At 65.5% G+C, this 13,839-nt stretch carries 10 protein-coding genes; 6 read left to right on the forward strand and 4 right to left on the reverse strand.

Features of this window, described 5'->3' with window-relative positions:
* Positions 1 to 40: 40 nt before the first annotated feature.
* On the forward strand, positions 41 to 847 hold the full coding sequence (locus tag ABCR88_RS16815) for an endonuclease/exonuclease/phosphatase family protein (protein ID WP_232642193.1): 807 nt from the start codon (positions 41 to 43) through the stop codon (positions 845 to 847).
* Between the two features lie 80 nt (positions 848 to 927).
* Positions 928 to 1,188: an alpha/beta hydrolase gene (locus ABCR88_RS16820; protein ID WP_350024096.1), complete on the forward strand. Its 261-nt coding sequence runs from the start codon at positions 928 to 930 to the stop codon at positions 1,186 to 1,188.
* A gap of 118 nt (positions 1,189 to 1,306) precedes the next feature.
* Here ABCR88_RS16820 and glgB read toward each other — a convergent pair whose 3' ends face one another.
* The 3 genes from glgB to ABCR88_RS16835 form a co-directional block, all read right to left on the reverse strand.
* Entirely contained in the window at positions 1,307 to 3,538 is a 2,232-nt protein-coding gene (gene glgB, locus ABCR88_RS16825; protein WP_350402758.1) for a 1,4-alpha-glucan branching protein GlgB, read from the reverse strand.
* A complete protein-coding gene (gene treS / locus ABCR88_RS16830; protein WP_350402760.1) occupies positions 3,535 to 6,882 on the reverse strand; it encodes a maltose alpha-D-glucosyltransferase in 3,348 nt (1,115 codons plus the stop codon). The genes glgB and treS overlap by 4 nt, the downstream gene beginning before the upstream one ends.
* A 120-nt stretch (positions 6,883 to 7,002) precedes the next feature.
* Positions 7,003 to 8,991 (reverse strand): alpha-1,4-glucan--maltose-1-phosphate maltosyltransferase, encoded by a 1,989-nt coding sequence (locus ABCR88_RS16835; protein ID WP_065363987.1) that lies wholly within the window; start codon positions 8,989 to 8,991, stop codon positions 7,003 to 7,005.
* Positions 8,992 to 9,192: 201 nt separating this feature from the next.
* Here ABCR88_RS16835 and ABCR88_RS16840 point away from each other — a divergent pair, with 201 nt between their 5' ends.
* Complete coding sequence (locus ABCR88_RS16840) at positions 9,193 to 9,357, forward strand: hypothetical protein (RefSeq protein ID WP_015635515.1); 165 nt, start codon at positions 9,193 to 9,195, stop codon at positions 9,355 to 9,357.
* 57 nt (positions 9,358 to 9,414) lie between these two features.
* Here ABCR88_RS16840 and ABCR88_RS16845 read toward each other — a convergent pair whose 3' ends face one another.
* Positions 9,415 to 9,918, reverse strand: coding sequence for an MgtC/SapB family protein (locus ABCR88_RS16845; protein WP_072450474.1), 504 nt, complete (start codon positions 9,916 to 9,918; stop codon positions 9,415 to 9,417).
* A gap of 276 nt (positions 9,919 to 10,194) precedes the next feature.
* Between ABCR88_RS16845 and ABCR88_RS16850 the strand changes: the two genes are divergently transcribed.
* The 3 genes from ABCR88_RS16850 to mapR all read left to right on the forward strand — a co-directional run bounded on the left by ABCR88_RS16850 (position 10,195) and on the right by mapR (position 13,619).
* Positions 10,195 to 10,428, forward strand: a complete 234-nt coding sequence (locus ABCR88_RS16850; protein WP_011061159.1) for a DUF3203 family protein — start codon at positions 10,195 to 10,197, stop codon at positions 10,426 to 10,428.
* A 208-nt stretch (positions 10,429 to 10,636) separates the two neighbouring features.
* Entirely contained in the window at positions 10,637 to 12,052 is a 1,416-nt protein-coding gene (ccoG, locus tag ABCR88_RS16855) for a cytochrome c oxidase accessory protein CcoG (protein WP_011061158.1), read from the forward strand.
* A gap of 157 nt (positions 12,053 to 12,209) precedes the next feature.
* Positions 12,210 to 13,619: a GntR family transcriptional regulator MpaR gene (gene mapR, locus ABCR88_RS16860; protein WP_011061157.1), complete on the forward strand. Its 1,410-nt coding sequence runs from the start codon at positions 12,210 to 12,212 to the stop codon at positions 13,617 to 13,619.
* Positions 13,620 to 13,839 lie beyond the last annotated feature (220 nt).

A 13,839-nucleotide genomic window follows, 5' to 3' on the forward strand; every position in this document is an offset into this window, starting at 1 on the left:
CAGTCCCATCTGTAACCGCCACTGATTCCAAGGAGCCCGCGTGAGCAGCGATTCCACCCGCCAGCCCAACCCCGAGGCGGTCCAGCGGTTACGCGTTCTGACCGTCAACACTCACAAGGGCTTCACCGCCCTGAACCGCCGCTTCATTCTTCCGGAACTGCGCGAGGCCGTGCGCAGCACCCAGGCCGACCTGGTGTTTCTCCAGGAAGTACTGGGCGAGCACGAGCGCCATGCCTCGCGCCTGGACAACTGGCCTCAGCAGTCACAGTACGAGTTTCTCGCCGACAGCATGTGGAGCGACTACGCCTACGGGCGCAACGCGGTGTACCCCGACGGCCATCACGGCAACGCCCTGTTGTCGAAGTTTCCGATCCGCCAGTACCGCAACCTCGATGTTTCGATCACCGGCCCGGAGCGCCGGGGCCTGCTGCACTGCGTGCTGGATGTGCCCGGCCATGCCGAGGTCCACGCCATCTGCGTGCACCTGAGCCTGTTGGAAAGCCATCGCCAGTTGCAGCTGGCGCTGCTGGGCCAGTTGCTCGAATCCCTGCCCGAGGAGGCGCCGGTGATCATCGCCGGCGACTTCAATGACTGGCAGATGCACGGCAACGCCACCCTGGGCCGGCGCAACGACCTGCACGAAGCCTTCGAACGCCATCATGGCCGCCCGGCCAAGACCTACCCGGCCCGCTGGCCACTGCTGCGCCTGGATCGGGTCTACCTGCGCAACGCCCACAGCCACCGCCCGCAGATCCTCGGCAACAAGCCCTGGACCCATCTCTCCGATCACCTGCCACTGGCGGTGGAAGTGCACCTGCCGCCTGGGGCCGCACATCAGAGTTCATGAATAAATAGCCGTATTCCCGCCAGAGTCGACCACGCTTTTCCCCGAACCCGAGCCTGGGGGCGCCCGCCTGCGGCCCAACCTTGCGCCCAGAGAAGGAATCAAGCGATGAGCGAGCAACCCACGATTGTCCTGGTCCCCGGTTTCTGGGGCGGTGCCGCCCACTGGAACCGGGGCCGGTGCTGCTGGTGGGGCACTCCTACGGCGGCGCGGTGATCAGCCAGGTCGGGCATGCGCCAAACGTCGCGGGCCTGGTGTACATCGCCGCCTTCGCCCCGGACCAGGGTGAAAGCCCCGGTGGCCTGACCCAGGCGTTCCCGCCTGAGGCCGCCGACTCCCTGTAACGGGTTGACTGGGCGATCTCCAGACGAGCCGTTGGCGTCCTCGCCCCCCCCTCGCCCCAGCGACAAACTGCCGCCCAGACCGTTCGCAACCTTCGGCAGCGGCTACAGGACGCCTGGGTCAACTGTCAGGGCGCAGGATCAGTACGGCCAGCGGCGGCAGGTTGAGTACCAGGGACAGGGCCTGGCCATGGCTGCTCTGCTCTTCGCTGAAGGCCTCGCCACCGTTGCCGTAGTTGGAGCCGGCATACAGTTGCGAATCGCTGTTGAGCAACTCGCTCCAGCGCCCCGCCACCGGTACGCCGACGCGATAGCCCTGGCGTGGCACCGGGGTGAAGTTGGCCACCACCAGCAGCGGTTCGCCGCTCTTGCTCCAGCGCAACCAGGCATAGACGCTGTTGATCGCATCGTCGCCGATCAGCCATTGGAAACCCTGGGGCACGTCGTCCTGGTCGTGCAGCGCCGGGTACTGGCGATACAGGCGGTTGAGGTCCCCCACCAGTTGCTGCACCCCGCGGTGCTCGGGGTACTGCAGCAGGTACCAGTCCAGTTGCTGGTCGTGGTTCCACTCGCGCCATTGGCCGAACTCGCAGCCCATGAACAGCAGCTTCTTGCCCGGATGGGCCCACATGAAGCTCAGGTAGGCCCGCAGGTTGGCGAACTTCTGCCAACGATCGCCGGGCATCTTGTCGATCAACGAGTGCTTGCCGTGCACCACTTCGTCGTGGGAGATCGGCAGGATGAAACGCTCGGACCAGGCGTACACCAGGCCAAAGCTCAGTTCGTTGTGATGGTGGGCGCGGTACACCGGGTCCTGCTGGATGTAATGCAGGGAATCATGCATCCAGCCCATGTTCCATTTATAGGCAAAGCCCAGGCCGCCCTGGTCGGTGCGCTGGCTGACCCCGGGCCAGGCGGTGGACTCCTCGGCGATCACCAGGGCGCCCGGGGCCTCCAGGGCCACGACGTCGTTGAGGTGACGCAGAAAATCGATGGCTTCGAGGTTTTCCCGGCCGCCGTGGCGGTTCGGCACCCATTCCCCGGCCTTGCGCGAATAGTCGCGGTAGAGCATCGAGGCCACGGCATCTACCCGCAGGCCGTCGACGTGGAAATGCTTGAGCCAGTGCAGCGCCGAAGCCAGCATGAAACCGTGCACTTCGGTACGCCCCAGGTTGTAGATCAGGGTGTCCCAGTCCTGGTGGAAGCCTTCCAGGGGGTTGCCGTACTCATACAGTGCAGTGCCGTCGAACTGCGCCAGGCCGTGGTTATCAGTGGGAAAGTGCGCCGGCACCCAATCGAGAATCACCCCGATGCCCGCCTGATGGCAGGCGTCGACGAAGGCTGCAAAATCCTGCGGGCTGCCGTAGCGGGCGCTGGGGGCGAACTGCGACAGCGGCTGGTAGCCCCAGGAGCCGCCAAACGGGTGCTCCATGATCGGCATCAGTTCGATATGGGTAAACCCCAGGTCCTTGACGTAGGGAATCAGCCGTTCGGCCAGTTCGGCCCAGCTGTACTGGCGGGCCACTTCTCCAAGGTCGTCCACTTCGCACTGCCAGGAACCGGCATGCAGCTCATAGATCGACAGCGGCGCGTCCACCCGCTGGCGCTCGCCTCGGGCCAGCATCCACTCCTGGTCCCGCCACTCGATGGTCAGGGGCGGCGCGACTCTGGAGGCGGTGTCCGGCGGCAACTGGGTGGCCAGGGCCATGGGGTCGGCCTTGAGCGGCAGGATGCCCTGGGGCCCGAGGATCTCGTATTTGTAGGCCTCGCCCGCTTGCAGGCGCGGGATGAACAGCTCCCAGATCCCGGAGGGATGGCGCAGGCGCATCGGGTGCCGGCGCCCGTCCCAGATATTGAAGTCGCCCACCACCGAGACCCGCCGGGCATTCGGTGCCCAGACCGCAAAACGCACGCCGTCGATGCCGTCCACGGTGGTCAGTTGCGCCCCCAGGCAGGAACTGAGGTCGCGGTGATTGCCTTCGGCAAACAGGTACAGGTCCATCTCCCCTAGCAGGGGGCCGAAGCTGTAGGGGTCTTCACTGACCTGTTCGCCCCCGGCCCATTGAATGCGCAAGAGATAGGGCCGGGCCTCGGGAAAGTGCCCGACAAACAGCCCCGGCACCTCACCGGCTTGCAGGCTGCCGAGCACCTGCTGCTGGTCGCGGTCGAGCACCTGCACACTCAGCGCCCCGGGCAGGAAAGCGCGGATGAATTGCCCGCCGGCGCCATCGCCGTGGGGCCCGAGAATGGCGAATGGATCGCGGTGTTCGGCCCGTACCAGGGCGTCGATGGCCTTGGCCGAAGGAAGCAATGCCGGTTGCTGCTTTCCCTGTTCCTTGTTCGAGAAACTCATGACTGCTCTCCACCACTCTCAATATCGGAAAAGGGTTTCAGTTCACGTAACAGCCCCACCAGGCCGTGCAATGGCACAGGCAACCAGGCGGGACGGTTCTCCGCTTCATAGGCCAGCTCGTAGGCGGCCTTCTCCAGGCTGAACAGTGCCAGGGCGGCATCCGCGGCCGCCGGGTCCTGCCAGCCATGGGCAAGATTAGCCGTCGCCAGCCGATACGCCTGGACAAAGGCGTGGCGCGCCTCGGTCAGGTAGCGCGTGACCACTTTGCGCCGCCCCGCCGCCGCGCCTTGCGCGCCGTCCACCGCCGGTGCCTCCAGGGCCATGGCCGCCGCGTAGTCGAAGGAACGCAGGACCCCACTGACATCCTTGTACGGGCTGTGCTTGCCGCGGCGCTCGGCCAGGGGCCGGGCCGGCTCGCCCTCGAAGTCGATCAGGTAGGCATCGCCCTTGATCACCAGTACCTGCCCCAGGTGCAGGTCGCCGTGGACACGAATCCGCACGCCCCCCACCAACTGTTTGGCCAGTTGCTGGATGTGACCCAGGATCAGCGCCTTATGCTGCAACAATTTGCCGAGCAATTTCTGTTCCCCTGCCGCGAGTTCGGCCTGGCGCTGTTGAAGCAGTTGCAACCCGCGCTCCAGTTGCTCGGCAACCTGCTGGTTCCAGGCCTGGGCATCCTTGGCGGTGGCGTGCTCGGGAGCGAAATCCGGATTGTCGCTGGGGGCCGCCAGCAGCAGGTGCATTTCCCCCAGGCGCTGGCCCAGCAGGCCGGCGAAATCCTGGAGCTCGCCCAGGGCGTTGTAGTGCTGCTCCTGCTCGGACATGGCCTCGGCCAGCTCGTCGCGGATCGCCCGCTCGAGGTTGTTCTGGGTCCACTCCCAGGCATCGCCCTGATTGTTCAGATAGCCCTGGGCGATCATCAGCAGATGGTCTTCGCCCTGGGCATCGCGGCGCAGCACCGAGCCCAGCAGCGGCGAGATGTGGGCAAAGCCGGCAGCGGTGAGGAAGGCACCCATTTCCAGTTCCGGGTGAATGCCCCCCGCCACCTTGCGGATCAGCTTGAGCACCAGGCTGCCGCCCACCACCACCGAGCTGTTGGATTGCTCCGCCGACAGGTAGCGCACCTCGGCGTCGGCCCCCAGGCCCAGCGCCGCCAGCTGCGCGGTGGCCTCGAAACGGATCTGGCCCTGCTCGCTGTCCAGGCAGGTGGCGCCCTGCAGTGCCAGCAGCACGTTGCGCACGAAACTGTCGAGGGCGAAGGCGTCGGTGATCAGCCCCACCTGGCGCCCGCGACGCACCCGGGCCATGGCCAGTTGCTGGGGCAAGGCGCTGTTGATCTGCTCTTCGGCCAACAGGCCGAACGGCAACTGGTAGCGCTCGCTGCGCCCGGCGCTGGTGACTTCGATCTCGCTGAGCAGCACCGGGTGCTGCGGGTCGCCAAAGCGTACGCCGTAGGCGATCCGCGCCTGGTCGATGGCGCTGTCCTTGCCGGCGAACCAGCGCCGCTTGGGCAGCCAGTTGGGCAGTACTTCCTGCTCCAGGGTGGTGCGCGATGGCGCTTCGAGCAATTCTTCGAGGCGTTTCTTCAGCACCAGGGTGGTGAAGTCCGGCAGGCTCTGGGCCGGTTCCACGTGCCAGCTGGGCATCTGGTTTTCCGCCGCCAGGACGAACCAGTAGAAACCGTAGGGCGCCAGGGTCAGGAGGAAATTCAGCTGGCCGATGGGCGGAAAGGCGTTCCCGCCGAGCATCTCCACCGGCACCATGCCCGCGAACGCCGAGAGGTCCAGCTCCGCGGCCTGGGCGCTGCGCGAGACGTTGGCCACGCACAGGATGATCTCCTGCTTGCCGTCAGGCCCGGTGTATTCCCGGGTATAGGCCAGGATCCGTCGGTTGCTCGGCGACAGCATCTTCAGCGTGCCGCGGCCAAAGGCCTTGGACTGCTTGCGCACCGCCAGCATGCGCCGGGTCCAGTTGAGCAGCGAATGGGGATCGCCGGACTGGGTCTCGACGTTGACTGACGGGTAGCCATACAGCGAATCCATGATCGGCGGCAGCACCAGGCTGGCCGGGTCGGCCCGGGAGAAACCGCCGTTGCGATCGATGGACCATTGCATCGGCGTACGCACGCCATCCCGGTCCCCCAGATAGATGTTGTCGCCCATGCCGATCTCGTCGCCGTAGTACAGGGTCGGGGTACCGGGCATCGACAGCAGCAGGCTGTTGAGCAGCTCGATGCGCCGCCGGTCACGCTCCATCAGCGGCGCCAGGCGCCGGCGGATCCCCAGGTTGATCCGCGCCCGGCGGTCGGCGGCGTAGTAGTTCCACAGGTAGTCGCGCTCGCGGTCGGTGACCATTTCCAGGGTCAGTTCATCGTGGTTGCGCAGGAAGATCGCCCACTGGCAGTTGGCCGGGATCTCCGGGGTCTGGCGCAGGATGTCAGTGATGGGGAAGCGGTCCTCCTGGGCCAGGGCCATGTACATGCGCGGCATCAGCGGAAAGTGGAAGGCCATGTGGCACTCGTCGCCGTCGCTGCCTGTGACATCGCCAAAGTACAGCTGGGTGTCTTCCGGCCATTGGTTGGCCTCGGCCAGGAGCATGCGGTCCGGATAGTTGGCGTCGATTTCAGCGCGGATCTGCTTGAGCACCTGGTGGGTTTCCGGCAGGTTCTCGTTGTTGGTGCCATCGCGCTCGATCAGGTAGGGAATGGCGTCCAGGCGCAGGCCGTCGATGCCCATGTCGAGCCAGTAGCGCATCACCGAGAGCACGGCCTTCATCACCTGGGGGTTGTCGAAGTTGAGGTCTGGCTGGTGGGAGTAGAAGCGGTGCCAGAAGTACTGGCCGGCCACCGGGTCCCAGGTCCAGTTGGACTTCTCGGTGTCGAGAAAGATGATCCGCGTGCCGTCGTATTTCTGGTCGTCGTCGGACCAGACGTAGAAATTGCGCGCCGCCGAACCCGGCTTGGCCTTGCGTGCCCGCTGGAACCAGGGGTGCTGGTCGGAGGTGTGGTTGATCACCAGTTCTGTGATCACCCGTAGTTCGCGCTTGTGGGCCTCGGCGATAAAACGCCGGGCGTCAGCCAGGGTGCCGTAGTCGGGGCTGACCCCGCGGTACTCGGCGATGTCGTAGCCATCGTCACGCCGCGGCGAGGGGTAGAACGGCAACAGCCAGATGGTGTTGACCCCCAGGTCCTTGATGTAGTCGAGTTTGGCGATCAGCCCGGGAAAATCGCCGATTCCGTCGTTGTTGGAATCGAAGTAGGACTTCACATGTACCTGATAGATCACCGCGTCCTTGTACCAGAGCGGGTCCTTGATAAAGGTCGTGGGGCGAGGTTTCTTGGCCATGTCGGGCTCCTGAAAAAATTGAATTCGCAGCTGCCACAAACCACGCCCCACCGTGGGAGCTGGCTTGCCGGCGAAGGCGTCGGCCGGGCCTGCACAAGGCCCATGGGCCCAAGCCGGCTCCTACGTGGCGGTGATGCGCCAGATGCCGAAGGGCTGCGCCGGTTCGATGCGCATGAACTGGGTCTTGCCGTACCAGGTCCAGCGGTGGCCGTTCATCAGGTCCTCGCCCTGGGTCTGGGCGTCATCGGCCAGGCCCATTTCCCACAGCGGCAATTCGAAATGCGCCTCCTGGGGGTTGAACGGGTCGAGGCTGACCGCCACCAGCACGAAGTTGTCGCCGCTGCGCTTGCCGAAATACAGGATGTGGTCATTCCAGGCGTTGTACAGCTTGAGCCCCAGGTGGCTGTGCAGCGCCGGGTTCTGCCGGCGGATGCGGTTGAGCTGGGCGATCTCGGCAATGATGTTGCCCGGCGCCGAGAAGTCCCGGGGGCGGATCTGGTATTTCTCCGAATCCAGGTACTCCTCCTTGCCCGGCACCGGCGCCGATTCGCACAGCTCGAACCCGGAGTACATGCCCCACAGCCCGGATCCCATGGTGGCCAGCACCGCGCGGATCAGAAACCCCGGGCGCCCCGAGTCATGCAGGAACTGCGGGTTGATGTCCGGGGTGTTGACGAAGAAGTTGGGACGGAAGCAGTCGCGCCACGGCGGCTGGTTGAGTTCGGCCAGGTAGCTGGACAACTCGCTCTTGGTGTTGCGCCAGGTGAAGTAGGTGTAGCTCTGGGTGTAACCGACCTTGCCCAGGCGCGCCATCATCGCCGGGGTGGTGAAGGCTTCGGCGAGGAAGATCACCTCCGGGTACTGGCGGCGCACTTCGCCGATCAGCCACTGCCAGAACGGCAGCGGCTTGGTGTGGGGGTTGTCCACGCGAAAGGTCTTGACCCCCTCCTCGACCCAGCCGATGACGATGTCCCGCAGTTCCAGCCACAGGCTGGGAATGGCCTCGGCGGCATAGAAGTCGACATTGACGATGTCCTGGTACTTCTTCGGCGGGTTCTCGGCGTATTTGATGGTGCCGTCCGGGCGCCAGTTGAACCAGCCCGGGTGCTGCTTAAGCCAGGGGTGGTCCTGGGAGCACTGGATGGCGAAGTCCAGGGCGATCTCCAGGCCGTGGTCGGCGGCCGCCGCCAGCAGCCGGCGGAAGTCCTCCCGGCTGCCCAGTTGCGGGTGGATGGCCTCGTGGCCGCCCTCCTCGCTGCCGATTGCATAGGGGCTGCCGGGATCGTCCGGGCCTGCGCTCAGCGAGTTGTTGGGCCCCTTGCGGTGGCTGCGGCCGATGGGGTGGATCGGCGGGAAATACAGCACGTCAAAGCCCATGTCGTGAATCATCGGCAGCCGCGAATGAACGTCGTTGAACGTGCCGTGGCGGGCCGGATCGTCGGTGATCGAGCGGGGAAACAGCTCGTACCAACTGGCGAACTGCGCCTGTAGCCGCTCCACATCCAGCGGGTACTCGGGGCTCAGGCTCAGGTAGGGCCGGTGATCGGCCTCGGCCATCAGGCGCGCGCTGGACTCGCTGAGAAACAGCGCCACCTGCTCGGCCTCCAGCAACCCGGACAGCTCGCGCTGCAACGCCAGCAACTGCTCGCGCAGCGGCCCTTCGCTGCGCTCGGCGGCCTGTTGCACATGGCTGCGGCCCTCCTGCAGCTCCAGGCTGACCGCAACCCCAGCCAGGTGCTTTTTCTCCAGCTCGTAGCAGAAGCTGGCGAACTGATCGATCCAGGCTTCGATGCAGAAGCGGTAGCGCCCCACTTCGGGCACCGTGAAACGCCCCTGCCAACCGTCGTTGCCCTGGTCTTCCAGGGCCTGGCTGGCCCAGCTGTCCTGTTGCTCGTTGTGCCAGCGCACCCGCACCGCCAGTTTGTCGTGGCCGTCGGCGAATACCTTGCACGCCACCTCTACCTCCTGGCCGGCCACTGCCTTGACCGCGAACTGGCCGCCGTCGAGCACCGGGCGGATGCTCTCGATGGCAATGCGCGGCAGCAGCAGGGCCTGGGACAACGGCAGGTGCGCCTGGTATTGCTGTTCGGTCGGTTTTTCTACAGTCATCGAGCATCACCCCTTTTTCACGTCTTCGACGCTCTGGTGGCGGGGCCGCGGCCCCGGTGAATCAATGCACTTAGGTTCCGAGCCAAAGCCTGCGGCGAAAGTTCACCGCGATTGGTCGGCCAAGCGGCGGGAATCAAATCCGCGCCGCTGCGGTCCACCAGAAGAGCCCGTGCATCTGCAAGCACAAAGGAGGCCAGCGCGATGAATATCCCGATCCCGGCAGAAACCCCCGACCCCAACATCGACCAACCGACCCTGCCCCCCAGCGAGCCTGAACCGATCCCGGAGCAGGAACCGCCGGAAACCACCCCGCCACCCAAGGGCGACCCGCCCACTACCATGCCGCCGGTGGTGGTCAGCGCCTGAGCCCGGGCGCCCGCCCAGTCAGCAAGCATAGACAGCCGCGTGGAGAGGCCCGGAGCATCAGCTGTCCTGGCGCTTTTCCAGGCGCCGGACAATCAGCGGCATCAGGCTGAAGACCATCAGCGCCAGCAAGGTACTGAGCACCGCCGTGGCCTCGCGGCCCATGCCGGCGGCCACACCGATGGCTGCGGTCATCCACAGCCCGGCGGCGGTGGTCAGGCCCTTGACGTGCTGGCCCTGGTCTTCTTCACGGCCCTTGAGGATGGTCCCGGCGCCGAGAAAACCGATCCCGGCGATGACCCCCTGGAGCACCCGGCTCATGGCATCGGCCTGGGCCCCGGACAGGCTCGGCACCAGCACGAACAAGGCCGCGCCCATGGCCACCAGCATATGGGTGCGAACCCCGGCAGCCTTGCCCTGGTGCTCGCGTTCAAAGCCCAGAATGCCCCCCAGCAGGGCCGCCACCAGCAGCCGCAGGGTGATCTGGGTCAGTTGCCGGGCATCGCCGATATCGGCGAATTCGTCTTGCAGGGTCAGCCAGACTTCTTGCCACCAGGTGTTCATGCGATCGCTCCTCGTCCCTTCGCGGGTTCCTGAGCGATGGACCGCGCCCGCCAGCAAAAGGTGCCGCCATCACCACCACCGCAGGAACCGCTTGCCGGAGAAGAGGCCCAAGAGCCGGCTGCCAACCCCACGGACGCCTTCGCTGGCCAGCCAGTTCCTGCACAAGCCTGCGCCCCCACCCGCCAACGTCTGCCCAGCCACCGTTGATCGCCGTGGTCGAACCCTGGCCAGCCCCTGCGCCCTAACCTGTATAGCCATTGCCTTGAGGTAACCACCATGAGCCTGCGCATCGAAAACCAGACCTGCTATTTCGACACCGAAACCCTGCACCAGCACCTCCCGGCCAGCGCCGTGACCATCATCACCGACAGCGCCAAGTCGATGTCGGCGGTGGACCTGGGTGGCGAGCGGGTCTACATCACCGAAGCAGAAGCCGACGCATTGACCGTAGCAGGCGCCACCGACGGCCGGCGCCATCTGAAAGCCAGTGAAGGTGATTCGGTGATTTGACTGACCTGGATCAGGGCCCGCCCCGCGGCCCTGTGCCGGCACGGCCTGCAGCCCTCCCTGGTGGCACCTGAGGGGGTACGGCAAGTTGTCGCAGGGGCGCTGCAAAGGGCCATCTGATCCGGTTTTTTATCAAATACCTGAGTCTGTTATGCAAACAGATCCGTGGTCATAGTTGCCCGGCCTGATGGAGGCTGATGAGCGAACGACCATGAGCGAAAGAATCCCCGTCCGATTAGTAGAAACCTTCGAACCTTCACGCCCTACACAGATGAAGACGAAGACCACTGACAAACACGTCTACACCCGCAGTTTCAGCGGCCTGTTCCGCACCCTGCGCATGAGCGGCGCAGGTTTCCTGTTCCTGCTGTTCTTCGGCACCGTGTGGCTCAACTGGGGTGGCCGCCAGGCCGTGCTCTGGGACCTGGCCGAAAGCAAGTTCCACATTTTCGGCGCAACCTTCTGGCCCCAGGACTTCATCCTCCTCTCGGCGCTGCTGATCATCTGCGCCTTCGGCCTGTTCGCCATCACCGTGTTCGCCGGCCGCGTCTGGTGCGGCTACACCTGCCCGCAAAGCTCGTGGACCTGGCTGTTCATGTGGTGCGAAAAGGTCACCGAGGGCGAGCGCAACCAGCGGATCAAGCTGCAGGCCGCGCCCTGGGGCCTGAACAAGCTGGCCCGCCGGGCCATGAAGCACACCCTGTGGCTGGGCATCAGCCTGCTCACCGGCCTGACCTTCGTCGGCTACTTCACCCCCATCCGCCCCCTGGCCCAGGAACTGCTGACCCTGCAGATCGGCGGCCTGAGCCTGTTCTGGGTGCTGTTCTTCGCCGCGGCCACCTACATCAACGCCGGCTGGCTGCGCGAGGCGGTGTGCATGCACATGTGCCCTTATGCGCGCTTCCAGAGCGTGATGTTCGACAAGGACACCCTGACCATTTCCTACAACCCGGTGCGCGGCGAAAGCCGTGGCCCGCGCAAGCGTGATGTGAAGCCTGCCGATGTCGGCCTCGGCGACTGCATCGACTGCCAGCTGTGCGTACAGGTCTGCCCTACCGGTATCGACATCCGCGACGGCCTGCAGATGGAGTGCATCGGCTGCGCAGCCTGCATCGACGCCTGCGACTCGATCATGGACAAGATGGGCTACGCCCGCGGCCTGATCGCCTACACCTCGGAACACGAGTTGCAAGGCGGCAAGACCCACCTACTGCGTCCTCGCCTGGTGGGCTATAGCCTGGTGCTGCTGGTGATGATCGGCGCCCTGGCCCTGGCCCTGGTGCAGCGGCCGATGGTGTCCCTGGACGTGAGCAAGGACCGCGGCCTGTTCCGCGAGAACGCCCTGGGCCAGATCGAGAACATCTACAGCCTGAAGATCATCAACAAGACCCAGGAACGCCAGCAGTACCACCTGGCCCTGGTGGATGGCGAAGGCTTCGAGCTGCAGGGCAAGACCGAGCTGAGCCTGGCCCCCGGTGAAATCACCGACCTGCCGGTGTCCGTGGCGATGACCCAGGACAAGGCGCAGAGCAGCTCCCAGGCCATCAGTTTCAAGGTCAGCGACAGCGATGACCCGGGCGTCTACGCCGTGGCCAAGAGTCGTTTTGTCGCGCCGATGAACCGCTGAGCCTCTAGAATGCCCTGGCGAGGGAGCCGGCTCCCTCCGGGGCCGGCCCCGGAGCCAATGAACCGGACACCCGCCGCCAGCCCGCTGGCGGCGCTCGTCACTCCCTCGCCACCGCAGATATGTCGACCCGATGACCAGACTGGATCCTCAACCGCAGATGAAACGCTACGAAAAATTCGCCGATGACATCGCCGAACTGATCCGCTCCGGGGTCCTGGGGCCGGGCCAGCGTGTGCCTTCGGTGCGCTACGCCAGCCAGACCTACGGGGTCAGCCCGTCGACGGTGTTCCAGGCCTATTACCTGCTGGAGCGTCGCGGCCTGATCCGCGCCCGCCCGCGCTCCGGCTACTTCGTCAATGCCCACGCGCCGAGCCCGTTCTCGGAACCGGTGATCAGCAGCGAAGTCAATGAATCCACCGAAGTCGATGTCAGCGAACTGGTGTTCTCGGTGCTCGATTCGATCAAGGACCCGAGCACCGTGCCTTTCGGCTCGGCGTTCCCCAGCCCGACCCTGTTCCCCCTGCAGCGCCTGTCGCGCTCCCTGGCCAGCGCCAGCCGCGAGATGGACCCGCGGGTGGTGGTCACCGACATGTCGCCGGGCAATCCGCAGCTGCGTCGGCAGATCGCCCTGCGCTACATGGTGGCCGGGCTGATGCTGCCCATGGAGGAGTTGCTGATCACCAACGGCGCCCTGGAGGCGCTGAACCTGTGCCTGCAAGCGGTGACCGAGCCCGGCGACCTGGTGGCCATCGAGGCTCCGGCCTTCTACGCCAGCCTGCAAGTGCTGGAGCGGCTCAAGCTCAAGGCGGTGGAAATCCCCGTGCACCCGCGCGACGGCATCGACCTCGGGGTGCTGGCCCAGACCCTGGAGCGGCACCCGATCAAGGCCTGCTGGTGCATGACCAACTTCCAGAACCCCATGGGCGCGAGCATGCCCGAGGCGAAGAAACAGGAGCTGGTGGAGCTGCTGCGCCAGCACCAGGTGCCGCTGATCGAAGACGACGTCTACGCCGAGCTGTACTACGGCCAGCAGGCGCCGAAACCGGCCAAGGCCTTCGACACCGAGGGCCTGGTGATGCACTGCGGCTCCTTCGCCAAGAGCCTGGCGCCGGGCTACCGCATCGGCTGGGTCGCGGCGGGGCGCTATGCGCAGAAGATCGAACGGCTGAAACTGATGACCTCGCTGTGTGCCTCGATGCCGGCCCAGGCGGCGATTGCCGACTACCTGCAACACGGTGGCTACGACCGCCACCTGCGCAAGCTGCGCTATGCCCTGGAAGAACAGCAGAGCGCCATGCTGGCGGCGATCGCCCGCTACTTCCCGGCCCAGACCCGGGTCAGCCAGCCGGCAGGCGGCTACTTCCTGTGGCTGGAGCTGCCGCCGCAGATGGACTCGCTGAAACTGTTCCAGATGGCCCTGGCCCAAGGCATCAGCATTGCCCCGGGGCCGATCTTTTCCCCGACCCAGCGCTTTCGCAACTGCATCCGCCTGAACTACGGCAGCCCGTGGAACGAAGCCGCGGAAAAGGCCATGGAAACCCTGGGACGGATCATTCGGTCCTTTTAAGCACAACCGCCCCATCCACACCTGTAGGAGCCGGCTTGCCGGCGAAGAGGCCCGTGAGCCATGCAGCGCCTGAGCGGACGCCTTCGCGGGCAAGCCAGCTCCTACGGGGCGCTGCACACCACCCAATCTCCAGGCCGAGTGAGTCGATGCAAGAGCGGAACCGCAAGTAGCCGCACCCGCCGGAATGGATAGGTACCCCATCCCACGCGCCCCATGAAAG

The sequence above is a fragment of the Pseudomonas sp. W17 genome, assembly GCF_040268305.1.
GTDB classification, from domain to species: domain Bacteria; phylum Pseudomonadota; class Gammaproteobacteria; order Pseudomonadales; family Pseudomonadaceae; genus Aquipseudomonas; species Aquipseudomonas protegens.

Excerpts from the sequence above, each read along its gene's own strand:
- ABCR88_RS16840 (WP_015635515.1), top strand. The coding sequence starts at position 9,193 with ATGAATATCCCGATCCCGGCAGAAACCCCCGACCCCAACATCGACCAA.
- ABCR88_RS16845 (WP_072450474.1), bottom strand. The coding sequence starts at position 9,918 with ATGAACACCTGGTGGCAAGAAGTCTGGCTGACCCTGCAAGACGAATTC.
- ccoG (WP_011061158.1), top strand. The coding sequence starts at position 10,637 with ATGAGCGAAAGAATCCCCGTCCGATTAGTAGAAACCTTCGAACCTTCA.
- mapR (WP_011061157.1), top strand. The coding sequence starts at position 12,210 with ATGAAACGCTACGAAAAATTCGCCGATGACATCGCCGAACTGATCCGC.
- ABCR88_RS16835 (WP_065363987.1), bottom strand. The coding sequence starts at position 8,991 with ATGACTGTAGAAAAACCGACCGAACAGCAATACCAGGCGCACCTGCCG.
- ABCR88_RS16850 (WP_011061159.1), top strand. The coding sequence starts at position 10,195 with ATGAGCCTGCGCATCGAAAACCAGACCTGCTATTTCGACACCGAAACC.
- treS (WP_350402760.1), bottom strand. The coding sequence starts at position 6,882 with ATGGCCAAGAAACCTCGCCCCACGACCTTTATCAAGGACCCGCTCTGG.
- glgB (WP_350402758.1), bottom strand. The coding sequence starts at position 3,538 with ATGAGTTTCTCGAACAAGGAACAGGGAAAGCAGCAACCGGCATTGCTT.